The organism is Mycobacterium sp. 360MFTsu5.1 (assembly GCF_000383495.1).
GTDB lineage: Bacteria > Actinomycetota > Actinomycetes > Mycobacteriales > Mycobacteriaceae > Mycobacterium > Mycobacterium mucogenicum_B.
On record NZ_KB911470.1, the window covers coordinates 162,593 to 184,883 of the forward strand.

At 67.5% G+C, this 22,291-nt stretch carries 25 protein-coding genes; 16 read left to right on the forward strand and 9 right to left on the reverse strand.

The window, feature by feature from the left end:
• Nucleotides 1-94 precede the first annotated feature (94 nt).
• Nucleotides 95-2,863, forward strand: a complete 2,769-nt coding sequence (gene secA / locus H289_RS0121740) for a preprotein translocase subunit SecA (protein ID WP_020102941.1) — start codon at nucleotides 95-97, stop codon at nucleotides 2,861-2,863.
• A 5-nt stretch (nucleotides 2,864-2,868) separates the two neighbouring features.
• Here the strand turns inward: secA and H289_RS33755 are convergent, their stop codons facing one another.
• A complete protein-coding gene (locus H289_RS33755) occupies nucleotides 2,869-3,369 on the reverse strand; it encodes an Rv3235 family protein (RefSeq protein ID WP_231388096.1) in 501 nt (166 codons plus the stop codon).
• 181 nt (nucleotides 3,370-3,550) lie between these two features.
• Between H289_RS33755 and H289_RS0121750 the strand changes: the two genes are divergently transcribed.
• The 6 genes from H289_RS0121750 to H289_RS0121775 all read left to right on the forward strand — a co-directional run bounded on the left by H289_RS0121750 (nucleotide 3,551) and on the right by H289_RS0121775 (nucleotide 9,389).
• Entirely contained in the window at nucleotides 3,551-4,963 is a 1,413-nt protein-coding gene (locus H289_RS0121750; protein WP_020102943.1) for a WS/DGAT/MGAT family O-acyltransferase, read from the forward strand.
• Complete coding sequence (ppk2, locus tag H289_RS0121755; protein WP_020102944.1) at nucleotides 4,963-5,796, forward strand: polyphosphate kinase 2; 834 nt, start codon at nucleotides 4,963-4,965, stop codon at nucleotides 5,794-5,796. Before H289_RS0121750 ends, ppk2 begins: the two co-directional genes overlap by 1 nt.
• 6 nt (nucleotides 5,797-5,802) lie before the next feature.
• Complete coding sequence (locus H289_RS0121760; RefSeq protein ID WP_155944210.1) at nucleotides 5,803-6,324, forward strand: DUF6912 family protein; 522 nt, start codon at nucleotides 5,803-5,805, stop codon at nucleotides 6,322-6,324.
• A 111-nt stretch (nucleotides 6,325-6,435) separates the two neighbouring features.
• Nucleotides 6,436-7,578, forward strand: a complete 1,143-nt coding sequence (locus H289_RS0121765) for a ferredoxin reductase (RefSeq protein ID WP_029105566.1) — start codon at nucleotides 6,436-6,438, stop codon at nucleotides 7,576-7,578.
• A gap of 93 nt (nucleotides 7,579-7,671) precedes the next feature.
• Entirely contained in the window at nucleotides 7,672-8,925 is a 1,254-nt protein-coding gene (locus H289_RS0121770) for a fatty acid desaturase family protein (RefSeq protein ID WP_020102947.1), read from the forward strand.
• Between the two features lie 8 nt (nucleotides 8,926-8,933).
• Nucleotides 8,934-9,389, forward strand: coding sequence for a hypothetical protein (locus tag H289_RS0121775; RefSeq protein WP_231388097.1), 456 nt, complete (start codon nucleotides 8,934-8,936; stop codon nucleotides 9,387-9,389).
• Here H289_RS0121775 and rsgA read toward each other — a convergent pair.
• Together rsgA and aroA are read right to left on the reverse strand one after the other, a co-directional pair.
• Entirely contained in the window at nucleotides 9,386-10,363 is a 978-nt protein-coding gene (gene rsgA / locus H289_RS0121780; protein WP_029105567.1) for a ribosome small subunit-dependent GTPase A, read from the reverse strand. The genes H289_RS0121775 and rsgA overlap by 4 nt on opposite strands.
• A 1-nt stretch (nucleotide 10,364) precedes the next feature.
• Nucleotides 10,365-11,639 (reverse strand): 3-phosphoshikimate 1-carboxyvinyltransferase, encoded by a 1,275-nt coding sequence (gene aroA / locus H289_RS0121785; protein WP_020102950.1) that lies wholly within the window; start codon nucleotides 11,637-11,639, stop codon nucleotides 10,365-10,367.
• A gap of 18 nt (nucleotides 11,640-11,657) precedes the next feature.
• On the opposite strand from aroA, the gene H289_RS0121790 reads away from it, so the two are divergent.
• Together H289_RS0121790 and H289_RS0121795 are read left to right on the forward strand one after the other, a co-directional pair.
• Nucleotides 11,658-12,440 (forward strand): SOS response-associated peptidase, encoded by a 783-nt coding sequence (locus tag H289_RS0121790; protein WP_020102951.1) that lies wholly within the window; start codon nucleotides 11,658-11,660, stop codon nucleotides 12,438-12,440.
• A complete protein-coding gene (locus H289_RS0121795) occupies nucleotides 12,437-13,906 on the forward strand; it encodes a DUF7059 domain-containing protein (RefSeq protein WP_020102952.1) in 1,470 nt (489 codons plus the stop codon). Before H289_RS0121790 ends, H289_RS0121795 begins: the two co-directional genes overlap by 4 nt.
• Nucleotides 13,907-13,908: 2 nt before the next feature.
• On the opposite strand, the gene H289_RS0121800 is transcribed toward H289_RS0121795, so the two are convergent.
• Nucleotides 13,909-14,670 (reverse strand): class I SAM-dependent methyltransferase, encoded by a 762-nt coding sequence (locus H289_RS0121800; RefSeq protein WP_020102953.1) that lies wholly within the window; start codon nucleotides 14,668-14,670, stop codon nucleotides 13,909-13,911.
• Nucleotides 14,671-14,701: 31 nt separating this feature from the next.
• On the opposite strand from H289_RS0121800, the gene H289_RS0121805 reads away from it, so the two are divergent.
• The 3 genes from H289_RS0121805 to H289_RS0121815 are packed head-to-tail and all read left to right on the forward strand — an operon-like array spanning nucleotide 14,702 to nucleotide 16,061.
• Entirely contained in the window at nucleotides 14,702-14,935 is a 234-nt protein-coding gene (locus tag H289_RS0121805) for a hypothetical protein (protein ID WP_020102954.1), read from the forward strand.
• The gene (locus H289_RS0121810) at nucleotides 14,932-15,816 is read left to right on the forward strand and encodes an oxygenase MpaB family protein (RefSeq protein WP_020102955.1); all 885 of its coding nucleotides are present in this window, start codon (nucleotides 14,932-14,934) and stop codon (nucleotides 15,814-15,816) included. The genes H289_RS0121805 and H289_RS0121810 overlap by 4 nt, the downstream gene beginning before the upstream one ends.
• The gene (locus tag H289_RS0121815) at nucleotides 15,816-16,061 is read left to right on the forward strand and encodes a hypothetical protein (protein WP_020102956.1); all 246 of its coding nucleotides are present in this window, start codon (nucleotides 15,816-15,818) and stop codon (nucleotides 16,059-16,061) included. The genes H289_RS0121810 and H289_RS0121815 overlap by 1 nt, the downstream gene beginning before the upstream one ends.
• Here the strand turns inward: H289_RS0121815 and H289_RS0121820 are convergent.
• Together H289_RS0121820 and H289_RS0121825 are read right to left on the reverse strand one after the other, a co-directional pair.
• Nucleotides 16,058-16,906 (reverse strand): SDR family oxidoreductase, encoded by an 849-nt coding sequence (locus H289_RS0121820; protein ID WP_020102957.1) that lies wholly within the window; start codon nucleotides 16,904-16,906, stop codon nucleotides 16,058-16,060. The two genes, H289_RS0121815 and H289_RS0121820, sit on opposite strands and share 4 nt — an antisense overlap.
• Nucleotides 16,907-16,929: 23 nt before the next feature.
• Entirely contained in the window at nucleotides 16,930-17,421 is a 492-nt protein-coding gene (locus tag H289_RS0121825) for an aminoacyl-tRNA deacylase (protein WP_020102958.1), read from the reverse strand.
• Nucleotides 17,422-17,631: 210 nt separating this feature from the next.
• Between H289_RS0121825 and H289_RS0121830 the strand changes: the two genes are divergently transcribed.
• Both H289_RS0121830 and rsrA read left to right on the forward strand, forming a co-directional pair.
• Nucleotides 17,632-18,258, forward strand: a complete 627-nt coding sequence (locus tag H289_RS0121830) for a sigma-70 family RNA polymerase sigma factor (RefSeq protein ID WP_020102959.1) — start codon at nucleotides 17,632-17,634, stop codon at nucleotides 18,256-18,258.
• A complete protein-coding gene (gene rsrA / locus H289_RS0121835; protein ID WP_020102960.1) occupies nucleotides 18,258-18,569 on the forward strand; it encodes a mycothiol system anti-sigma-R factor in 312 nt (103 codons plus the stop codon). Before H289_RS0121830 ends, rsrA begins: the two co-directional genes overlap by 1 nt.
• A gap of 54 nt (nucleotides 18,570-18,623) precedes the next feature.
• Here rsrA and H289_RS34100 read toward each other — a convergent pair whose 3' ends face one another.
• On the reverse strand, nucleotides 18,624-18,698 hold the full coding sequence (locus H289_RS34100) for a 50S ribosomal protein bL37 (RefSeq protein ID WP_085976028.1): 75 nt from the start codon (nucleotides 18,696-18,698) through the stop codon (nucleotides 18,624-18,626).
• Between the two features lie 137 nt (nucleotides 18,699-18,835).
• On the opposite strand from H289_RS34100, the gene H289_RS0121840 reads away from it, so the two are divergent.
• Together H289_RS0121840 and H289_RS0121845 are read left to right on the forward strand one after the other, a co-directional pair.
• Nucleotides 18,836-19,051 carry a biotin/lipoyl-binding carrier protein gene (locus H289_RS0121840; RefSeq protein ID WP_036421130.1) on the forward strand — a complete coding sequence of 72 codons (216 nt, stop codon included), beginning with the start codon at nucleotides 18,836-18,838 and terminating at the stop codon, nucleotides 19,049-19,051.
• Nucleotides 19,052-19,078: 27 nt separating this feature from the next.
• Nucleotides 19,079-20,572, forward strand: a complete 1,494-nt coding sequence (locus H289_RS0121845; RefSeq protein ID WP_020102962.1) for a sensor histidine kinase — start codon at nucleotides 19,079-19,081, stop codon at nucleotides 20,570-20,572.
• Nucleotides 20,573-20,796: 224 nt separating this feature from the next.
• On the opposite strand, the gene whiB1 is transcribed toward H289_RS0121845, so the two are convergent.
• Together whiB1 and H289_RS0121855 are read right to left on the reverse strand one after the other, a co-directional pair.
• Entirely contained in the window at nucleotides 20,797-21,051 is a 255-nt protein-coding gene (gene whiB1, locus H289_RS0121850) for a transcriptional regulator WhiB1 (RefSeq protein ID WP_020102963.1), read from the reverse strand.
• Between the two features lie 250 nt (nucleotides 21,052-21,301).
• Nucleotides 21,302-22,261 carry a diacylglycerol/lipid kinase family protein gene (locus H289_RS0121855; protein WP_020102964.1) on the reverse strand — a complete coding sequence of 320 codons (960 nt, stop codon included), beginning with the start codon at nucleotides 22,259-22,261 and terminating at the stop codon, nucleotides 21,302-21,304.
• Nucleotides 22,262-22,291: the final 30 nt, after the last annotated feature.

Consider the following 22,291-nt stretch of genomic DNA (forward strand, 5'->3'; position numbering starts at 1 on the left):
GGGCGCACTCTTATCTGCCGATTCCCCCGGTCACCTACGATGGTCACGTCTAACCCGCTGACGTATATCCGTTCCAGACCCACAGGGGAAAAGCGTGCTGTCGAAGTTGCTCCGCATCGGTGAAGGCCGCATGGTCAAGCGCCTGCAAAAGGTCGCCGACTATGTCAACACCTTGTCCGATGACGTCGAGAAGCTGTCTGACGACGAGCTGCGCGGCAAGACCGAAGAGTTCAAGAAGCGCATCGCCGACGGCGAGTCGCTCGACGACCTGCTGCCCGAGGCCTTCGCCGTCGCCCGCGAGGCGGCCTGGCGCGTGCTGGACCAGCGTCACTTCGATGTTCAGGTGATGGGTGGTGCCGCGCTGCACTACGGCAACGTCGCCGAGATGAAGACCGGTGAAGGCAAGACCCTGACCTGTGTGCTCCCGGCCTACCTGAACGCCCTGTCGGGCAGGGGCGTGCACGTCGTCACCGTCAACGACTACCTGGCCAAGCGCGACAGCGAGTGGATGGGCCGCGTGCACCGCTTCCTCGGCCTGGAGGTCGGGGTGATCCTGTCGCAACTGACGCCGGAAGAGCGTCGTGCCGCGTACAACGCCGACATCACCTACGGCACCAACAACGAGTTCGGCTTCGACTACCTGCGCGACAACATGGCGCACTCGGTCGACGACATGGTGCAGCGCGGCCACAACTTCGCCATCGTCGACGAGGTCGACTCGATCCTCATCGACGAGGCCCGTACCCCGTTGATCATCTCGGGCCCGGCCGACGGCGCGTCCAACTGGTACACCGAGTTCGCGCGCATCGCGCCGCTGATGGAGAAGGACGTCCACTACGAGGTCGACATCCGCAAGCGCACCATCGGTGTGCACGAGGCGGGCGTGGAGTTCGTCGAGAACCAGCTCGGCATCGACAACCTCTACGAGGCCGCCAACTCGCCGCTGGTCAGCTACCTGAACAACGCCATCAAGGCCAAGGAACTGTTCCAGCGCGACAAGGACTACATCGTCCGCGACGGTGAGGTCGTCATCGTCGACGAGTTCACCGGCCGCGTGCTGGTCGGCCGCCGCTACAACGAGGGCATGCACCAGGCCATCGAGGCCAAGGAGCACGTCGAGATCAAGGCCGAGAACCAGACCCTGGCCACCATCACGCTGCAGAACTACTTCCGCCTCTACGACAAGTTGTCCGGTATGACCGGTACCGCCGAGACCGAGGCCGCCGAGCTGCACGAGATCTACAAGCTGGGCGTGGTGCAGATCCCCACCAACCGGGCCATGATCCGCCAGGACCAGTCCGACCTGATCTACAAGACCGAAGAGGCGAAGTACATCGCCGTCGTCGACGACGTGCAGGAGCGCTACGAGAAGGGCCAGCCGGTCCTGATCGGTACCACCAGCGTCGAGCGCTCGGAGTACCTGTCCAAGCAGTTCACCAAGCGCCGCATCCCGCACAACGTGCTCAACGCCAAGTACCACGAGCAGGAGGCGAGCATCATCGCCGAGGCCGGCCGGCTGAAGGCCGTCACGGTCGCCACCAACATGGCCGGTCGTGGTACCGACATCGTGCTGGGCGGCAACGTCGACTTCATCGCCGACGCGCGCCTGCGCAAGCGCGGCCTGGATCCCGTCGAGACGCCCGAAGAGTACGAAGCGGCCTGGCACCAGGAGCTGCCCAAGGTCAAGGAGCTGGTCGAGGAAGAGGCCAAGAAGGTTCGCGAGGTCGGTGGCCTGTACGTGCTGGGCACCGAGCGGCACGAGTCCCGCCGTATCGACAACCAGCTGCGCGGCCGCTCCGGCCGTCAGGGCGACCCGGGCGAGTCCCGGTTCTTCCTGTCGCTGTCCGACGAGCTGATGCGCCGCTTCAACGGCGCCACCCTCGAGGCGCTGCTGACCCGGCTGAACCTGCCGGACGACGTGCCGATCGAGGCCAAGATGGTGACCCGCGCGATCAAGAGCGCGCAGACCCAGGTCGAGCAGCAGAACTTCGAGGTCCGCAAGAACGTCCTCAAGTACGACGAGGTGATGAACCAGCAGCGCAAGGTCATCTACCGCGAGCGCAAGGCGATCCTCGAGGGTGAGGACGTGCAGGACACGGCCCACAAGATGCTGGTCGACGTCGTCACTGCGTACGTCGACGGCGCCACCGCCGAGGGTTACGCCGAGGACTGGGACCTGGGCAAGCTGTGGGACGCGCTCAAGACGCTGTACCCGGTGGGCCTGGACTACCACGACCTGATCGACTCGGACGCGGTCGGCGAGCCGGGCGAGCTGACCCAGGACGAGCTGCGCGACGCGCTGATCGCCGACGCCGAAAAGGCCTACGCGAAGCGCGAGGCCGACCTGGAGGCCATCGCCGGTCCCGGTGCCATGCGGCAGCTGGAACGCAGCGTCCTGTTGAACGTCATCGACCGCAAGTGGCGCGAGCACCTCTACGAGATGGACTACCTCAAGGAAGGCATCGGTCTGCGAGCCATGGCGCAGCGCGACCCGCTGGTCGAGTACCAGCGCGAGGGCTTCGACATGTTCACGGGCATGCTCGAAGGCTTGAAGGAGGAGTCGGTCGGCTTCTTGTTCAACGTGCAGGTCGAGGCTCAGCAGGCGCCGCAGGTGGCCCCGGTCGCCGCGCCGCAGGGGCTCGCGCAGTTCGCCGCGGAGGCCGAACAGAACGCCGCGCAAGAGCAGGCCGCGCCGGCCGCGTTGCGCGCCAAGGGAATTGAGGACAAGGCTCCGGCCATGACCTACAGCGGTCCGGCCGAGGACGGGTCCGCGGAGGTTCGTCGCGAAGGTGGCCGGCACGCGGCCGGCCCGGGCTCGCGCCGGGAACGTCGCGAGGCCGCGCGCAAGCAGAAGCGGCGGTAACCCGCTCAACCCAGCTGCAGGGCCACGAATTGCCAACGCCCACCGAGCATTTCGATGCGCCCGGCGGCGGCGTGCAGTCGTGGTCCGCGGCTGAAGGTGGCGAACACCTCGACAGCCGTGGGCAGCCCGTCCTGTTCGCGGGCGGTGCGTAGCCGCACCCGGCGTAGCGCGGCCGTGCCGTCGGTCCGGGTGCGGCTGGGCCACGACGACATGGCGTCGAACAGCGTGGCGGTGACCAGTGGCCGCAGCTGCGCCATCGGCCGGCGACGGTCGCTGACCTCCAGGACCCGGCGCAGTGCGGCGTCGGCGAACATCAGCGCGGCGCTGGGTGGCGTGACCTCGAGCCGAGATTCGGCGGGGGATTCGGTGACGCGGCCGGGTTCGGGATCGGCCACCACCTGCAGCCGGTTTGGCGCCCGGACCGTCGCGCCCGTCTCGATCGGCGTGGGCTCGTAGTCGACGATCGGCGCGGTCAGGTCGACGTCGATGCGGGTCGATGCGGTCATGAAATCTCTCCAGCGGTCGGTCAGGTGCATGAGACGCATCTGCTGGAGAGTCGCAGACGGGTAAATCATCGCACCGGTTTCACCAGGTGCTCGACGCCAATTCGCCGATCCGGTGCTGCGGGGGACCGGTCCCGGGGATACCGTGACGGGGTCGTTCAGGAGGTGAAGGGGGAGCGGCTGCATGGTGACCCGGTTGTCGGCGTCGGACGCGTCGTTCTACGGGCTGGAAGACTCATCGACACCCATGTACGTCGGGACGCTGTCCATCTTGCGGCGACCGCGAGCCGGCCTGAGCTACGAGACGCTGCTGGCGACCGTCGAGGCCCGGCTCCCGCAGATCCCGCGCTACCGGCAGAAGGTCCGCGAGGTCACCCTTGGCCTGGCCCGGCCGGTCTGGGTCGACGACCGCGACTTCGACATCACGTATCACATCCGGCGCTCGGCGCTGCCGTCTCCGGGCAGTGATGCCCAGCTCCATGATCTGGTGGCCCGGCTGGGCTCGCGGCCGCTGGACAAGACGCGGCCACTGTGGGAGATGTGCCTTGTCGAAGGGCTTTCCGACAATCGCCTGGCGATCTACACCAAGACCCACCAGGCGCTCGTCAACGGCATGACGGCGCTGGAGATCGGGCACGTCATCGCCGACCGGACCCAGAAGCCGCCCGAGTTCGGCGAGGACATCTGGATCCCGGGCCGCGAGCCCAGCGACGCCTCGCTGCTGCTGGGCGCAATCGGGGAGTGGGTCACCCGCCCGACGGCGCAGTTGGCCGCCGTGCAGTCGGCGGCGGCGGACATGATCTCGAGCACCGAACAGTTCGTCGAGGCCGGCCGGCGGGTCATCGACATGGCGCGCACGCTGGTGCGGGGTACCGCACCGAGCAGCCCGCTGAACGCGACGGTGTCGCGCAACCGGCGGTTCACCGTCGCCAAGCACGAGCTGGAGGAGTACCGCCAGCTGCGGACGCGCTTCGAGTGCGACGTCAACGACGTCGTGCTGTCGGTGGTGACCGGCGCGCTGCGGAACTGGCTGATGTCCCGCGGTCAGTCGGTGTCGACGGGCCTGACGGTGCGGGCCATGGCGCCGATGTCGGTGTACCCCGAAACCGACCACCTCGAGACTGCCGGCCCGGGGCAGGCGATCAGCGAGGTGACGCCGTTCCTGGTCGACCTGCCGGTGGGTGAGAACAACGCGCTCGTGCGGCTGTCCCAGATCGCGCACGCCACCGAGACGCAGGCCACCACGACCACCCCGGTCGACGCGCGCACCATCGTCACGCTGTCGGGTTTCGCACCGCCGACGCTGCACGCCATGGGCACCCGCGTCGCGACGAGCTTCCCGGCGCGGCAGTTCAACCTGTTGATCACCAACGTGCCGGGCGCGCAGAAGCAGATGTACGTCGCGGGCACCAAGTTGCTGGACACCTACGCGGTGCCGCCGCTGCTGAACAATCAGGTGCTGGCGCTCGGCATCACATCGTACAACGGCAGCCTCTACTACGGCATCAACGCCGACCGTGAGGCCATGAGTGACGTCGACGTTTTTCCCAGCCTGCTGCGCGAAGCGCTCGACGAGCTGCGGGAGGCGGCACGCTGATGACGTCGAAAAAGCGGACCCGCAAGATCCCCAACGATGTCTACGAGGCCGAGATCTTCCGGCTGCAGACCGAGCTGGTGAAGCTGCAGGAGTGGGTACGTGCCACCGGCGCCCGCATCGTCATCGTCTTCGAGGGCCGCGACGCCGCGGGCAAGGGCGGCACCATCAAGCGCATCACCGAATACCTGAGTCCGCGCATCGCCCGGGTCGCGGCGCTGCCCGCGCCGAGTGACCGGGAACGGGGCGAGTGGTACTACCAGCGCTACATCGCGCACCTGCCGGCCAAAGGCGAGATCGTGCTGTTCGACCGGTCCTGGTACAACCGGGCCGGCGTGGAGACGGTGATGGGGTTCTGCACCCCGCAGGAACATGCACTGTTTCTGCGGCAGACCCCGATCTTCGAACAGATGCTGATCGACGACGGCATCATCCTGCGCAAGTACTGGTTCTCGGTGTCCGACGCGGAACAGCTCAAGCGGTTCCGGTCCCGCCTGAACGACCCCGTCCGGCAGTGGAAGCTCTCGCCCATGGATCTCGAGTCGGTGTACCGCTGGGAGGACTACTCCCGGGCCAAGGACCAGATGATGGTCCACTGCGACACCCCGCAGAGCCCATGGTTCGTCGTCGAATCGGACGTGAAGAAGCACGCGCGGCTGAACATGATCGCGCACCTGTTGTCGACGATCCCGTACACCGCGGTCGACCACGCGAAGGTCGAGCTGCCGGAGCGTCCGGTGGTGACGGGGACGTACGTCCGGCCGTCGCGCGAACTCACCACCTATGTGCCAGATCACGTGGCCGAGCTGATGGGCGATCCCGAGAAATCCCTCTAGAGTGCCCTGGTGCGCGTCTACATTCCGGCGACCCTGGCCATGCTCACGCAACTCGTGGCAGACGGGGTGATGCCGGCCCGCAGCGGTACCGCGTTCGCGGTGACGCCGACCCTGCGTGAGGCGTACGCGCACGGCGACGAGGACGAGCTGGGCGAGATCGCGCTGCAGGAAGCGGCGCTGGCGTCGCTGCGGCTGCTGGCCGGCGAGGGGGTCGGCGAAGGGACAGGCGAGGAAGCCGGATTGCCGCCGCGGCGCGCGGTACTGGTGGCCGAGGCCGACGACGTGACGGTGCGCCCCGATCTGGACGACGCGGTGGTGCGCCTGGCCGGGCCCATCAAGCTGGCCGACGTGATCGCGGCGTACGTCGACAACTCGGCGGCTGAGCCGGCGGTGCTTGCTGCGGTGGCCGTCGTGGACGCCGCCGACCTCGGTGACGAGGACGCCGAGCTCACTGTCGGAGATGCTCAGGATCATGATCTGGCGTGGTACGCCGCTCAGGAGTTACCGTTTTTGTTGGAGCTGCTGTAGCCCTTGCGCCTGGCCTGCAGGGGTAGCTACTTGCGCGTAGGTTACGGTACCGTAGGTTAGGACGAGCTGGTCGGGACGCGATCAGTAGTGACCACCTGAGCGGGAGTGAACGTGGCCAAGAACACCATCAAGGTCTCGGCGAATGTGGTCGACACGGTGCGGCCCAAGGTTGCCGGCGCCAAGGAGCGGCCGGGCTGGCACGCACTGCGCACCCTCGTCGGGCGCATCACCACGCCGCTGCTGCCGGACGACTACCTCAAACTGGTCAATCCGCTGTGGTCGGCGCGCGAACTGCGCGGCAAGGTCGTCGACGTCCGACGGGAAACCGAGGATTCGGCAACCCTGGTGATCAAGCCGGGTTGGGGTTTCTCCTTCGATTACCACCCGGGTCAGTACATCGGCATCGGCCTGCTGGTCGACGGCCGCTGGCGGTGGCGTTCGTACTCGCTGACCTCGAGCCCTGTGGAATCGCGCGGTGACCACACCATCACCATCACGGTCAAGGCCATGCCCGAGGGCTTCCTGTCCACCCACCTGGTCGGTGGCGTGGCGCCCGGCACCATCGTGCGGCTGGCCGCGCCGCAGGGCGAGTTCGTCATGCCAGACCCCGCGCCGGGCAAGGTGCTGTTCCTGACCGCGGGGTCGGGCATCACCCCGGTGATGTCCATGCTGCGCACCCTGGCGCGCCGGGACCAGATCACCGACATCGTCCACCTGCACTCGGCCCCGACGGCGGCCGATGTCATCTTCGCCGACGAATTGGCGAAGCTGGCCAAGGATCACCCGAGCTACCAGTTGCGCGTGCGGGCCACCCGGACCGAGGGACGCCTGGACCTGTCCAAGCTGGACGAGGAAGTCGCCGACTGGCGGACGCGCGAAGCGTGGGCGTGTGGCCCGGAGGCCATGCTCCACGACGCCGAGCGTGAATACGAAGCAGCGGGACTCGGGGTGCGGCTGCACCTGGAGCGCTTCGCGGCATCGCGGGCTGCGGTCGAGGGCACCGGTGGTTCGGTGACGTTCGAGCGCAGCGGAAAGACCGTCGTCGCCGACGCGGCGACATCGCTGATGGAGGCCGGCGAACAGGCCGGTGTGCAGATGCCGTTCGGCTGCCGGATGGGTATCTGCCAGTCCTGCGTGGTGGGTTTGCTGGAGGGCCACGCGCGGGATCTGCGGACCGGAGAGGAACGGGAACCCGGAAGCCGGGTGCAGACGTGCGTTTCGGCTGCGGCCGGCGACTGCGTGCTGGATATTTAACAAAACCGCAGATCTGGGAAATATAGAATTTGCTGTCTAGCAACCTACGGTTGAGTAGGTTACGCTAGCGTAGGTAACTGGAAGGAGGTCGATATGGCAGTCACTGACGTACCTGAGTTCGCGCACCTGACCGAAGCCGATATCGAGGCTCTGGGCGTTGAGCTGGACGCGATCCGGCAAGACATCGAAGAATCCCGCGGCGTCCGCGACGCCCGGTACATCCGCCGCACCATCGCGGCACAACGTGCTCTCGAAGTGGCCGGCCGCCTGCTGCTGTTGCGCAGCTCGAAGCGGGCGTACTGGTGGGCCGGGGCAAGCACCCTGGGCGTGGCCAAGATCGTCGAGAACATGGAGATCGGCCACAACGTCATGCACGGCCAGTGGGACTGGATGAACGATCCCGAGATTCACTCCTCGACGTGGGAGTGGGACATGAACGGGGTCTCCAAGCACTGGCGATTCACCCACAACTTCATGCACCACAAGTACACGAACATCCTCGGGATGGACGACGATGTGGGCTACGGCCTGCTGCGCGTCACGCGTGACATCAGGTGGAAGCCGCACCACCTCTTCAACCTCGGGTTCAACACCGTCCTGGCGTTGTTGTTCGAGTGGGGTGTCGGTCTGCAGCACCTGGAGCTCGGCAAGATCTTCAAGGGCCGTGACGACCGCAAGGCGACCATGATTCGCGTGCGTGAGTTCAGCACCAAGGCCGTGCACCAGCTGACCAAGGACTACGTCGCGTACCCCGCGCTCACGTCCCTGTCCCCGGGTGCCACGTTCAAGTCGACGATGAAGGCCAACTTCCTGGCCAACGTCATCCGCAACGTGTGGGCCAACGCGGTGATCTTCTGCGGCCATTTCCCCGATGGCGCCGAGAAGTTCACCAAGACCGACATGGTCGGCGAATCCAAGGGCGAGTGGTACCTGCGCCAGATGCTGGGCAGTGCCAACTTCAACTCGGGTCCGGTGCTGCGCTTCATGAGCGGCAACCTGAGCCACCAGATCGAGCACCACCTGTACCCGGACCTGCCCAGCAACCGGCTGTACGAGATCTCGATCCGCGTTCGGGCGCTGTGCGAGAAGTACGACCTGCCCTACACCACCGGGAACTTCCTGGTGCAGTACGGCAAGACGTGGCGCACCATCGCCAAGCTGTCGGTGCCGGACAAGTATCTGATCGACACCGTCGACGATGCCCCGGAGACCCGGAGCGAGCGGATGTTCGTCGAGCTCGACGAGAGCTTCGGCGCCGTCGACCCGGCGACCGGCAACAAGCGCGGTCTGAAGACGGCCATCGCCACCGTGCGTGGTCGCCGTCGGGCCAAGCGCGCCGCCGCCTAGCAAGTTCGGTGAAAACCCCCAAAACCACCAGGTTTTGGGGGTTTTCGCGTTTCCTGGTCGTGCCGGGGGTGGCGATCGCCGTCGCCTGCTCGCCCGGGCAGGCTCGGCCCGACACCACCACCGTGCAACTCGGCCACGAGTTCGTCCTGGCCGGTGGGCAGGACGCGGTGGTCGACGGCGCGGGGCTGCGGCTGAAATTCGATCGGGTACTTGATGATTCGCGCTGCCCGACGCGTGTGTCATGCGTCTGGACGGGCGCGGCCCGGATCGCGGTCATCGTCACACCCGACGGCCGGCAGCCGACGACGCTGGAGTTCAACACCAATCCCGCACCGGGACAGACCCACCTGACCGAGACGGTCGGCGGGTACACCGTCGAATTGCGGTCGCTGGACCCGTATCCCGAGACGCCGGGCACCATCGCGCTGCCGGACTACCGCGCCACGATGCTGGTGGCCCGCTAGTACGTCGGCTCGTTCAGCACCGCGAGAAGACGACGGGCCGCCTCGACGCGGTCGACGGCCGGGCCGGTGAGCGTGTCGAGCGCGCATTCCGGGTCGGCCGGTGGCCCCATGTGCCCGCAGCCGCGGGGGCAGTCCTCGATGGCCTCGGCGAGGTCCGAGAACGCCATCAGCACGTCGTCGGGCTGGATGTGCGCGAGGCCGAAGGACCGGATGCCCGGAGTGTCGACGACCCAGCCGTCGTCGAGCGGCAGCGCCACCGACTGCGTCGAGGTGTGCTTGCCCTTCCCGACGCCCGACACCTCGCCGGTGGCCCGGTCTGCCTCGGGCACAAGGCGATTCACCAACGTCGACTTGCCGACGCCGGAATGGCCGAGCAGCACGGTGACCTTGCCTTCGAGCAGCGGCGCGACGGCGTCGAGCGGATCGTCGCGGCCGGCCGTGATGATCGTCAGGTCCAGGCCGGCGAACTCGGCGGCGAAGGGTTCGGCCGGTGCCAGATCGTTCTTGGTCAGGCACAGGATCGGCCGTAGCCCGCCGACATACGCGGCGATCAGGGCGCGCTGCACCAGCCCGGCGCGCGGTGGGGGATCGGCCAGGGCGACGACCATCAACAACTGGTCGGCGTTGGCGACCACCACCCGTTCGGTGGGGTCGGTGTCATCGGCGGTGCGGCGCAACACGGTTCGGCGTTCGTCGCGGCGGACGATGCGGGCCAGGGTGTCGGGCTTGCCCGACAGGTCGCCGACGATGCCCACCGAGTCGCCGACGACGATCGGGGTGCGGCCCAGTTCGCGGGCCCGCATCGCGGTGACGATGTGGTCCGGATTGCCGTCCAGCGCACAGCCCCAGCGGCCGCGGTCGACGGTGACGACCATGGCCGCTTCGGCGTCGGCGTGGGTCGGCCGGTTCTTGGTGCGGGGACGCGAACCCTTGCCCGAGCGCACTCGGACATCTGATTCGTCGTACTCCCGCAAGCTATTTCCCGGCCAGCAGGTCTGCCCACATACCGGGGAAGTCGGGCAGCGTCTTGGCCGTGGTGGCGATGTCCTCCACCTGGACACCGGGCACCCGCAGGCCGATGATCGCGCCGGCGGTGGCCATCCGGTGGTCGGCGTAGGACCGCCATTTGCCTTCGTGCAACGGCACGGCCGTGATGACCAGACCGTCGTCGGTCTCGCGGCACTGGCCGCCCAGCCCGTTGATCTCGTTGGTCAGTGCGGCCAGGCGGTCGGTCTCGTGACCACGCAGGTGCGCGATGCCCGACAGCGTCGACACCGAACCCGGGCTGGCCAGCGCGGCGAGCGCGGCCATGGACGGCGCCAGCTCGCCGACGGCCTTCAGGTCGGCCTCGAAGCCCGGGTAGCTCTGCGCGCCCCGGACCTCCAGATGCGAATCAACAACGCGGACATCGGTATTCAGCTTGCCCAGCAGCTCGAGGATGTCACCGGACGGCTGGACGCTCTGCTGCGGCCAGTGGGCCAGCCGCACCGTGCCGCCCGTCACCGCGGCCGCAGCCAGGAACGGCACCGAGTTCGACAGGTCGGGTTCGATGGCCCAGTGCCGCGCCGCGATCGGGCCGGGCGCCACGTACCAGCGGTTGGGCTCGCTGTCGTCGACCTCGACGCCCGCCTCGCGCAGCATCGTGATGGTCATCTCGATGTGCGGCTGCGACGGCACCGTCGCACCGGTGTGGATGACCGTAAGACCGTCACGGAAAGTGGCTCCCGACAACAACAGTCCGGACACGAACTGCGACGACGACGAAGCGTCGATCCGGACCTCGCCGCCGGCCACCGAGCCGGTGCCCGACACGGTGAACGGCATGCCGTCGCCGTCGATGTCGACACCGAGGCCGCGCATCGCGTCGAGTAGCGGCGTGATGGGGCGGGTCTTGGCCTGCTCATCGCCGTCGAAGACGACCGTCTCGGTACCCAAGGCCGCCACCGGCGGGACGAACCGCAGCACCGTGCCGGCCAGCCCGCAGTCGATACGCACGTCGCCGGCAGGGGAGACGGCCCCGCCCACGGTCAGCTCGGTGTCCTCGCCGGTGATGGTCACGCCGAGGGCCTGCAGCGCGCCGATCATCAGGTTGGTATCGCGGCTGCGCAGTGCGCCGCTGACGGTGGAGGTGCCCTGGGGGGCGGCGAGGGCCGCCAAGATCAGCGCCCGATTGGTCTGCGACTTCGATCCCGGCACGGTGACAGTGGCCTGCACCGGACCGGTCACCGACGGTGCGGGCCAGAGTTCCATGCCCCTATCCTGCCTGGTATGTGCGGGCGATTTGCAGTCACCACCGACCCGGCGCTGCTGGCCGAGAAAATCCAGGCGCTCGACGAGACCGCCGCCAAGGCCTCGGAGGCCGCGAAAGACGGCGGTGACCAGGCCAACTACAACGTGGCGCCGACCACGACCATCAGCACCGTGGTGCGGCGGCATACCGAACCCGACGACGAGGCCACCCGCCGGATCCGGTCGATGCGCTGGGGCCTGATCCCGCCGTGGGTGAAGACCACGGCCGACGGCGCGCCCGACACCAAGGGGCCGCTGCTGATCAACGCACGCGCCGAGACACTGACCACGTCACCGGCGTTCCGGGGTTCGGCGAAATCGAAGCGCTGCCTCATCCCGATGGACGGCTGGTACGAGTGGCGGCCCAACCCGGCCGCCGACGGCAAGAAGGCGACCAAAACCCCGTTCTACATGCATGCCGCCGACGACGAGCTGTTGTTCATGGGCGGCCTGTGGACGACGTGGCGGCCCGCCGGCGCGCCCAAAGACAGTCTTCCCCTCGTCAGCTGCACCATCATCACGACGGAGTCGGTCGGGCCACTGGCCGACATCCACGACCGCATGCCACTGACCATCAGCGCCGCCGATTGGGACCGCTGGCTGGATCCCGACGCGCCCATCGACGAAGGGCTGTTGCGCGGGCACGGCGACCTGGACCGCATCGTCACCCGCGAGGTTTCCAAGTTGGTCAACAGCATTCGCAACAATGGCCCCGAACTGATCGAGCCCGCGAAGAACGAACCCGAAGGAACCCTGTTTTGACCGCACTGGACCCGTTGTTGGTGGAAGCCCTCGGCGCTGATCTGCGCTCGGCCGGATACACCACCGACGGGGTGGCCGAACTGCTCGGCGACGACGCGAACGCCGCGATGGGTCGCGGCGTGTGGTGGCCGGCGCTGCGGGCGACGGCAGACGGCGGCCGACTGGCCACGTTGGTGCGCCTGTTCCTGCTCGGCACCGACGAACCGGTGGACGCGGTGCAGGCGGCGTTCCCGTCGGCCGGCCTCGACGAGCTGGCGGCGGCCGGCGTGCTCGAGGTGAACGACACGGTCCGGGCGGCCCTCGACATCCGCCCACATTCGGACGGGATTCGCGATTATTTCGTCGTCTCCGACCAGGATGCCGCCCTGCGCGGCGGGCCGGTCGAGCACGAGCATGTGCTCGGCATCGGCGGCGCGTCGATGTCGTTGGCCCGGGCCGTGATTCGCACCCCGGTGCAACGCGCGCTCGATCTGGGCACCGGCTGCGGCATCCAGGCACTGCACCTGAACCGGCACTGCGCCGACATCGTGGCCACCGACACCAACCCGCGGGCACTGACGCTGGCGCGGGCCACCGCGGGCCTCAACGGGATGTCCTGGGATCTGCGGGCCGGCAGCCTGTTCGAGCCGGTGCCGGGGGAGCGGTTCGACCTGATCGTGTCCAACCCGCCGTTCGTGGTGGGCGCGGGGGCCCAGGACTACATCTACCGTGATTCGGGCGTGGCCGGAGATGGGCTGTGCCGCACCATCATCGAGAACGTCGGCAACTACCTGACGCCCGGTGGCACCGCCCAGATCATGGCCAATTGGATTGTCCGGGATGACGATTGGCGGGCCCGGGTGCAGGACTGGCTGGCCGGCACCGGGCTGCACGCCTGGGTGGTGCAACGGGAACTGGCCGACCCGGTCAGCTATGTGTCGCTGTGGCTGGCCGACGCGGGCGAGTCCGCGGAACAGATCGCACAGCGCGGCGCGGACTGGCTGGACTGGTTCGACGCCGAGGGCATCACCGGGATCGGCATGGGGCTGATCTCGCTGCGCGTGCCGCGTCCGGGTGAAGCGCCTGAACAGATCCTCGAGGAGATCACCGACGAACCCATCACGGGTGTCGAGGTGGAGGCGTTCTTCGCCCGTCGGGCCTACCTGCGCGACACCTCGGACGAGGCGTTGCTGGCCGCCCGGCTGTCGACCGCTCCGGTACTGCTGGAACAGCATTCACTGCCGGGTCCGGACGGCTGGCAGGAGATCGGGTGCGCCGTCCGTCGTCCCGGCGGGCCGGGCGCGGTCCTCGGGGTGGACGAGGTGTTCACCGCGCTGCTGGCCGGCTGCCGGGGCGAGGTGCCGTTGGGCACGCTCATCGGACTGCTCGCCGCGCATCACGGTGTCGACGCCGACGCGCTCGCCGAGGCGGCGCTACCCGAGATCCGCGAGGCCATCGCCCGCGGGATCTTGTATCAGGCCAACTGAATTCAGCCCCGGCGACGTCCCGTGATCACCGCGTACGGCGCGTCGAAGGCGACGGTGCCGTCGGCGGCTTCGTGCGCGGTGAACGCCGCGGTGAAAGCGGCGATGAGTCGGCTCCGGGTCTCGTCGTCCAGATAGGTCAACGTGGTGACGTGCATGGGGGATTCGTCGGTGACGAAGCGTAGGGCGTCCGCCACCGAGCCGAATTGCCAGACGAGCACGCTGTTTTCGATCGCGACGTCGGCGAAATCGGCATCCAGCCGCTCATGGATGAGCTCGGGTACACCCCACTGATCGGGCGAGTACGGGCCGGGCTCCGGTTGTCCCAGCACCTCGACGACCGGGGTGAAGAACGGATTGTCACCGGCCTTGACCCATGTCGAAAATCCGAGGGCAGCACCGGGTTTGAGCAGCCTCGCCAGCTCGGCGACCATCGCGGTCGGTTCGACGAAGATGACGCCCATGTTGGACACCGCGGCGTCGAAGGAGGCGTCGGGCAGTCCGGTCGCCGACGCGTCGGCACTGACCCAGTTGACCGCGTCGCCGCCGGGTTTGGCGGCGGCGATGGCGAGCAGCTCCGGCGTGATGTCGACACCGGTGACCTGTGCGCCGAGGCCGGCCGCATACAGCGACGCGTTACCGGTCCCACAGGCCAGATCGACCAGTGCGGTCCCGGGCCCATGCGGCACCGCGTCGACCACCTCGAAGGCGATGGGTGCGATGAACTCGGCGACGGCCTCATACCGTCCGACTGACCACGTCGACATGCGGCCACTGTATGCCTAGGTTGAAAGCACCATGACCGACGACGAAGAACGTGCTCCGGGCATATTCGGTTTCGAGATGACGATCGCGGAGTGGCTGGGCACCGCCGCCATGCTCGCCGCGCCGTATCTGGTGCTCGGCGTGCTGTGGGCCGTGACCCACACCAGCGCGTTCGAGGCGGCGCACGGTCTCGAGCGGGTGCTGGTCTTCGCTCGGACGGTGGTGTTCTGGCCGATGCTGTTGCTGACGAACATGTGCCTGCCATGACGGGCGATTCACCCGCGTTGACCCTCGCGGACTGCCGCATCCAGATTCGGCGGCGCACGTCGCGCTGGGACGAGTACCCGGTGACCATCGCCGATGCCGCCGACTTCTGGGGCGCGGCCGCCAGCGCCGCCAACGTCATCATGCAGCTGTCGTGGCCGGGCGTCGGGCACGGCGTGGTGGAGAGCAAGGTCGATTCGGGGAACCTGCTCAAACATCCGTGGAAGCGCGCCCGCACCACGTTCCAGTACCTCGCGGTGGCCATCCTCGGCAATGACGAGGACCGGGCGGCGATGCGCAAGGCGGTCGACACCGCGCACCGCCAGGTGCAGTCCGGCCCCGACAGCCCGGTGCGCTACAACGCTTTTGACCGCGACCTGCAGATGTGGGTCGCCGCGTGCCTGTTCGTCGGCATGGAGGACGTCTACCAACTGCTGCGCGGCGAGCTGACACCCGAACTGGCCGAACAGTTCTACCGGTCGGCCGCCCCGCTCGGCACCACGCTGCAGGTCACCGACGACCAGTGGCCCGCGACCCGGGCCGAGTTCGACGACTACTGGACCGCGGCCTGCGCCAAGGTCGCCATGGACGACGCCGTCCGCGCCTATCTGACCGATCTGGTGCGGCTCAAGATGATCAATCCGGTTCTGGCCCTGCCGTTTCGGCCGCTGCTGGCGTTCCTCACGGGCGGCTTCCTGGCGCCGGTGTTCCGCGATGCGATGCGGATGTCGTGGGGCAGCGGCCGCCAGTATCTGTTCGAGACGCTGTTCCGGCTCGTCGCATTCGTCAACCGGTTCCTGCCGCTGTTCGTCCGGCAGGCCGGTAGCTACGTGCTGCTGGCCTACGTACGCAGGCAGATTCGCCGGGATGGGGCGTTGATCTGATGCGGCGCTTGCTCAGCCGGCGGGTCAGCGTCGGTGCGATGGCCGAATTCCTGCTGTGGATGGCGCTGCCGTACCTGCTTGTCGGGATGGCCTGGACGTTTCTGCACCCGCATGCGGTGCAGCAGGTGCAGAAACAGTGGGACCGGGCGTTTCCCGCGATCGCGCCGCTGGCCGCTCTCGTGGAGGTGACGGTGGCGTGGCCGCCCATGGTCACCGGTGTCGAGATCTGCCCGGCCACCGATTAGGGGCCGGTGTATCCGGGCGGGTTGGGGGTGTCCACCCACAGGTCGACGCCGAGTTCGGCATTCGGCGTGCAGTTGTACACCGACAGGTCGGTGACGCCGGAGTCCAGCAGCACGTCCTCGCACAGCAGGCTCTGCCCGGTGTATTCGCGGGCCGGCTTGTTGAAGATGGCGTAGGCGGCGTCGGAGTACACCTCGGGCTTGCGGGCCTTGGCCATCGCCTCGTCGCCGCCGAGCAGGTTCTGCACCGCGGCGGTGGCGACCAGGGTGCGCGGCCACAGCGTGTTCGAGGCGATGCCGGCCTCGCGCATCTCTTCGGCGATACCCAACGCGCACAACGTCATTCCATACTTCGCCATCATGTAGGCGGTCGGCTTCAGCCACTCCGATTCCATCCGGATCGGCGGCGACAGCGTCAGGATGTGCGGGTTCTCGCGGCCCTTCATGTGGGGGATACACGCCTGCGAGACGGCGTAGGTGCCGCGGATCTGAATGCCGTTCATCAGGTCGAAGCGCTTCATCGGGACTTCCTCGATGGAGCCGAGGTTGATGGCCGAGGCGTTGTTGACGCAGACGTCGATGGCGCCGAACTGCGCGACGGCCTGGGCCACGGCGGCAGTCACCGAGTCGGGATCGCGGACGTCGCCGACGATCGGCAGCGCCTGGCCGCCGACCTCCTCGATCTCCTTGGCCGCGGTGTAGACGGTGCCGTCGAGCTTGGGATGGCGCTCGGCGGTCTTGGCGAGCAACGCGACGTTCGCGCCGTCGGCCGCGAACTTCTTGGCAATGGCCAAGCCGATGCCACGGCTGGCACCGGAGATGAACATGGTCTTCCCGGACAGTGTCATGCGCACACCCTATGCCGCCGGACTTACCGCGGAGTACATATCTCGGCAGTGACCGCCGAGGTGGCCGTGACCAGGTCGGCAGGGGCCAGCACGAGGTCCAATCCGCGTTTGCCCGCGCTGCACAGCACCCGGTCCCAGCTCAGCGCCGACTCGTCGACGACCGTCGGCAGTGCCTTGCGCTGACCCAATGGGGAAATGCCGCCGACGACGTAGCCCGTGGCGCGTTGCGCGGCGGCCTGCTCGGCCATCTCGGCCTTGGGCACGCCGAGCGCTGCCGCGGCGGCCTTGAACGACAGCTTGTCGGGCACGGGCAGTACCGCGACGGCCAGGCCGCCGGGGATCGCCAGCACCAGCGTCTTGAAGATCTGCGCCGCGACGAAACCGTCCGCGGCGAGTTCGGTGACCGCTTCGTCGCCGAACGACGTGGCCCGCGGGTCGTGCCGGAACTGCCGAATCTCGTAGCTGATTCCCGCGGCCTGCAGGGCCTTGATCGCCGGGGTTGCCGCGCTCGCCATGGCTGGCAAGCGTAGAGGCCGGGAACAACTGTGTGGTGCGGTGCTGTTACTCCCGTCAGCATGGTCAATTAATGGCTCGCGAACTTGTCGGTCGCAGCCTCTAGGATCGGACGGAAGGGGACACAGGTGCCAACGGCATGTCTGGAACGTCCGGTCGAGTTACCGGACCTGTTGCGTGGCGCCGCGACAGAAGGGACGGTCTCGATCACGATGACCGACATCGACGGGCTGGGTTCCGCGGTCGAGAGCGACGCGGAGCTGACGGCGCGGTTCGAGCGCGATGCGATTCCGCTGCTCGATCAGCTCTACGGCGGCGCGCTGCGCATGACACGCAATCCTGCGGACGCCGAGGACCTGGTCCAGGAGACCATGGTGAAGGCCTATTCGGCCTTCCACTCGTTCCGTGAGGGCACGAACCTCAAGGCGTGGTTGTACCGGATCATGACCAACACGTACATCAACAGCTACCGCAAGAAGCAGCGGCAGCCGGCGGAATACCCGACTGACGAGATCACCGACTGGCAGCTGGCGTCTAACGCCGAGCACTCGTCGACCGGTCTGCGGTCAGCTGAGGTTGAAGCGCTGGAGTCGCTGCCGGACACTGAAATCAAGGCGGCGTTGCAAGCGTTGCCAGAAGAGTTCCGGATGGCGGTGTACTACGCCGACGTCGAGGGCTTCCCGTACAAGGAGATCGCCGAAATCATGGATACCCCGATCGGGACGGTGATGTCCCGGCTTCACCGTGGCCGCAAGCAGCTGCGTGAACTGTTGACGGGCGTCGCCCGGGACAGGGGCTTCCTCCGTGGAGAGAGCCTCGACACCCAGGAGGTGTCCTGATGGGCGACGAGTTCACCCGCCCCGAGGGGCACGACTTCCAGCCGCCGATCGGCCCGGTCGACCCAGAGCATCCCGAATGCGCCGCGGTGATCGCCGAGGTATGGACGCTGCTCGACGGGGAATGCACCACGGAGACGCGCGACAAGCTGCGGTTCCACTTGGAGGAATGCCCCACCTGCCTGCGCCAGTACGGCATCGAGGAGCGGGTGAAGGCGCTGATCGCCACCAAGTGCAGCGGCGAGAAGGCCCCTGAGGGCCTGCGAGCGCGCCTCAAGCTCGAGATCAGCCGCACGACCATCGTCAGAGGCTGACAACGAAAAACCGCCCGGTTCCGTCAGGAGCCGGGCGGTTTTTGAAGGCGTAGGTCAGGCGTTGGGACGCCGGCCGTGGTTGGCCTTCGAGTGCTTACGGTCACGCTTCTTGCGGCCACGCTTGGCCATGATGGTCCTCCAAAGGTTCGGTTGCTCGCCCTACAGTGTCGCACGGCCACGCCACCCAATTGCAAACCGTGGTGCTGTGGTGCAATAGAGGCCGCAGGCACCGCCTGTGTGCAGATACATAGACGAGTGGGGTGAAGATGGCCGAGGACGTTCGCGCTGAAATCGTGGCCAGTGTGCTCGAGGTCGTGGTTCGCGAGGGCGACCAGATCGGCGAGGGTGACACGGTGGTGCTCCTCGAGTCGATGAAGATGGAGATTCCGGTGCTGGCCGAGGTCGCCGGCACGGTGACGTCCGTCAACGTGGCTGTCGGCGACGTGATCCAGGCCGGCGATCTCATCGCCGTCATCGGCTAGGCAAGCCCCAGAACGGGATAACGCGACGTGTCCACACTCGGTGATCTGCTCGCCGAGCACACTGTCCTGCCCGGCAATGCGGTCGACCACCTGCATGCCGTGGTCGGTGAATGGCAGCTGCTTTCCGACCTGTCGTTCGCCGATTACCTCATGTGGGTCCGGCGCGACGACGGGGCACTGGTGTGCGTGGCCCAGATTCGGCCCAACACCGCGCTGACGGTGCTGTTCGCCGACGCCGTCGGGACCATCAACTCTGCCGCGGACATGCCCGCCGTCACGGCGGCCTTCGAGACCGGGCTCATCGGCCGGGGAGCTGAAAGCGCTGCGGTACAAGGTGATTCGCGTCTGAACCTGGAAGCCGTCCCGGTCCGCTACGGCAATGACGTGGTTGCGGTGCTCACGCACCAGACCGCGCTCGCCGACCGCCGCAAGGTGGCGCCACTCGAGCGGGCCTATCTGGACTGCGCTCGGGATCTGCTGCGCATGCTGGCCGAGGGGACGTTCCCGAACGTCGGTGACGTGCCGATGTCGCGGTCCAGCCCTCGCGTCGGTGACGGACTGATCCGGCTGGATGTCGATGGCGTCGTGACCTTCGCCAGCCCCAACGCCATCTCGGCCTATCACCGCATGGGGCTGGCCACCGAGCTGGACGGGCAGAACCTGATCAGCGTCACGCGTCCGCTGATCTCCGATCCCTTCGACGCGCAGGAACTGGCGAACCACGTCCGGGATCTGCTGGCGGGCGGCTCCAGCATGCGCATGGAGATCGATGCCGGCGGCGCCGCGGTGCTGCTGCGCACCATCCCGTTGTCCGTGGGCGGGCAGGCCGTGGGTGCGGCGGTGCTGGTTCGCGACGTCACCGAGATCAAGCGGCGTGACCGCGCGCTGCTGTCCAAGGACGCTACGATCCGTGAGATTCACCACCGGGTGAAGAACAACCTGCAGACGGTGGCGGCATTGCTGCGGCTGCAGTCCCGGCGCATGAACAACGCCGAGGCGCGCGAGGCGCTACTGGATTCGGTGCGCCGGGTGTCGTCGATCGCGCTGGTGCACGACGCCCTGTCGCTATCGGTGGACGAGGAAGTGAACCTCGATGAGGTCATCGACCGCATCCTGCCGATGATGAACGACCTGGCGTCGCTGGGCGCGCCCATCCGGGTGCGGCGGGAGGGTGATCTGGGTGTCCTGGATGCCGACCGCGCGCACGCGCTGATCATGGTGATCACCGAGCTGGTGCAGAACGCCATCGAGCACGCTTTTGATCCGACCACCGAGCAGGGCAGCGTGACCATCAAGTCGGACCGGTCGGCGCGCTGGCTCGATGTGGTGATCCACGACGACGGGCACGGGTTGCCCGAAGGCTTCACCCTCGAGAACTCGGACCGGCTGGGGCTGCAGATCGTGCAGACGCAGGTGTCGTCGGTTCTCGACGGGACGCTGAGCATGGATGCGGCGCCGGGTGGTGGCACGGATGTGGTGCTGCGGGTCCCGATCGGTCGCCGCGGCCGGGCCGCGCAGTAGGCACAGCGGCCGGGCCGCGCAGTAGGCACAGCGGCCGGGCCGCGCAGTAGGCACAGCGCAATAGCCCGGCAGCACAAGCTATTTCGCGTCTGGGTCACCTACCGTGAGCGTGCACACAGATCGCGATCTTCGGCAGATCCGCGATCTGACGGCACGCTCGCGGCACCGTGTGGCACAAAAAATGACCCCGGCTCGTCGCCGGGGTCATTTTTCGAATGCCGTGGCTAGACGCTGGTGCGGGCCTTGGTGCGGGCGTTGCGACGCTTCAGCGCGCGACGCTCGTCTTCGCTCATGCCGCCCCAGACACCCGCGTCCTGGCCGGACTCGAGTGCCCAGCTCAGGCACTCGGTGGTCACCGGGCAGCGGTTGCACACGAGCTTCGCGTCAGCGATCTGAGCGATGGCCGGGCCGCTGTTTCCCACGGGGAAGAACAGTTCCGGATCCTCGTCGCGACAGACCGCCTTGTGGCGCCAATCCATGGTCAACACTCCTCACTGGGCGCGCAGCAAAGCGCGCAATGTTTTTTCACTTCGGCTGTTAACGGGTGCACACGAAATGTTTCTGCACTGTTGCATCTGATGTTTTCACAGGCTGGACAGATGTCAATAGCGGCGCGTTAACTCGTGGGCAATGTCACTGCGGACCCGCGTTGGCAGGCCCCTGAACCAGTTGTACTACACTTGGCCCACCTGCGCCCTAAATTTTGCAAAGTGTTATCAAGATCGCTGGTCACTGGGCTTTTGCTGGGGGCGCGACCACATTCAGAGCCGCGGGAACCGACGTGAACGTCATGCTTTCGCGCAGGCCAACGAAATCTCCGTCAATTTGGCACGCGATAGGTGTGTCACTTGTCACGCGCAGCCACGGCAGGTCGTCATCGCGGATCAGGTGCGGACCCTCGATCTGTGGCGTACGCGACAGCATCCGTCGTAGCAATCGAAGGTTCGCCCAGATGCCCATGCTCGTGGTTGCGAACACACCCAGCCCCGTTTCGAACGTCGTCGTGGGGTTGGTCCAGACCGGTCGGCTGTTGGCGTAGGTCCACGGGCTGGCGTTCGACACGAACGCGAAGTGCACCCCGGTAACCGGCTCGCGGTCCGGCAGGTGCAGCGTCAGCCGCGGGGGCTTGCGGGCACTGCCCACGGCCTCGCGGATCGCCACCCGGATGTACCGCGACGCCGTCACCTTGCGGCCCTTGGCCCGCTGCGCCTCGACGGCCGCCACGACCTCGCCGTCGACGCCCATGCCGGCGGTGAACACCGACCAGCGGTCACCGCAGTCCATCAACCCGATGCGCCGCCAGGGCACGCCGCGGCGGTAGTCGCTGAGCAGGTCGACGAGCTGGTTCGTCGCCTCCAGCGGGTCGGGGCTGATGCCGAGGGCCCGGGCGAAGACGTTCGCCGAGCCGCCGGGAACCACACCGACGGCTGTGTTCGAGGCGCCCGGCACGCCGTTCGCGTGCCCGAGGATGCCGTTGACCACCTCGTTCACCGTGCCGTCGCCGCCGTGCACGATCACCACGTCGGTGCCGTCAGCGGCGGCCTGGTGCCCGATCTCGATGGCGTGGCCGCGGTGGTCGGTATGCGCGACGGTCAGGTCGACGCGGCTCTCCAGCGCATGGGCAAGGAGGTCCCGGCCTGCCGGGGTCGTCGAGGTTGCGTTCGGATTCACGATCAGCACGGCACGCACGGGTGACGAGCCTATCCGCGCCGCGACCGT

What these genes read in the sequence shown, in the direction of transcription:
- H289_RS0121830 (WP_020102959.1), top strand. Translation starts at nt 17,632, where the DNA reads ATGACCGACATCGACGGGCTGGGTTCCGCGGTCGAGAGCGACGCGGAG.
- H289_RS0121810 (WP_020102955.1), top strand. Translation starts at nt 14,932, where the DNA reads ATGACGGGCGATTCACCCGCGTTGACCCTCGCGGACTGCCGCATCCAG.
- H289_RS0121820 (WP_020102957.1), bottom strand. Translation starts at nt 16,906, where the DNA reads ATGACACTGTCCGGGAAGACCATGTTCATCTCCGGTGCCAGCCGTGGC.
- H289_RS0121840 (WP_036421130.1), top strand. Translation starts at nt 18,836, where the DNA reads ATGGCCGAGGACGTTCGCGCTGAAATCGTGGCCAGTGTGCTCGAGGTC.
- H289_RS0121770 (WP_020102947.1), top strand. Translation starts at nt 7,672, where the DNA reads ATGGCAGTCACTGACGTACCTGAGTTCGCGCACCTGACCGAAGCCGAT.
- H289_RS0121815 (WP_020102956.1), top strand. Translation starts at nt 15,816, where the DNA reads ATGCGGCGCTTGCTCAGCCGGCGGGTCAGCGTCGGTGCGATGGCCGAA.
- H289_RS33755 (WP_231388096.1), bottom strand. Translation starts at nt 3,369, where the DNA reads ATGACCGCATCGACCCGCATCGACGTCGACCTGACCGCGCCGATCGTC.
- ppk2 (WP_020102944.1), top strand. Translation starts at nt 4,963, where the DNA reads ATGACGTCGAAAAAGCGGACCCGCAAGATCCCCAACGATGTCTACGAG.
- aroA (WP_020102950.1), bottom strand. Translation starts at nt 11,639, where the DNA reads ATGGAACTCTGGCCCGCACCGTCGGTGACCGGTCCGGTGCAGGCCACT.
- rsrA (WP_020102960.1), top strand. Translation starts at nt 18,258, where the DNA reads ATGGGCGACGAGTTCACCCGCCCCGAGGGGCACGACTTCCAGCCGCCG.
- H289_RS0121750 (WP_020102943.1), top strand. Translation starts at nt 3,551, where the DNA reads ATGGTGACCCGGTTGTCGGCGTCGGACGCGTCGTTCTACGGGCTGGAA.
- H289_RS0121825 (WP_020102958.1), bottom strand. Translation starts at nt 17,421, where the DNA reads ATGGCGAGCGCGGCAACCCCGGCGATCAAGGCCCTGCAGGCCGCGGGA.
- H289_RS0121805 (WP_020102954.1), top strand. Translation starts at nt 14,702, where the DNA reads ATGACCGACGACGAAGAACGTGCTCCGGGCATATTCGGTTTCGAGATG.
- whiB1 (WP_020102963.1), bottom strand. Translation starts at nt 21,051, where the DNA reads ATGGATTGGCGCCACAAGGCGGTCTGTCGCGACGAGGATCCGGAACTG.
- H289_RS0121790 (WP_020102951.1), top strand. Translation starts at nt 11,658, where the DNA reads ATGTGCGGGCGATTTGCAGTCACCACCGACCCGGCGCTGCTGGCCGAG.
- H289_RS0121800 (WP_020102953.1), bottom strand. Translation starts at nt 14,670, where the DNA reads ATGTCGACGTGGTCAGTCGGACGGTATGAGGCCGTCGCCGAGTTCATC.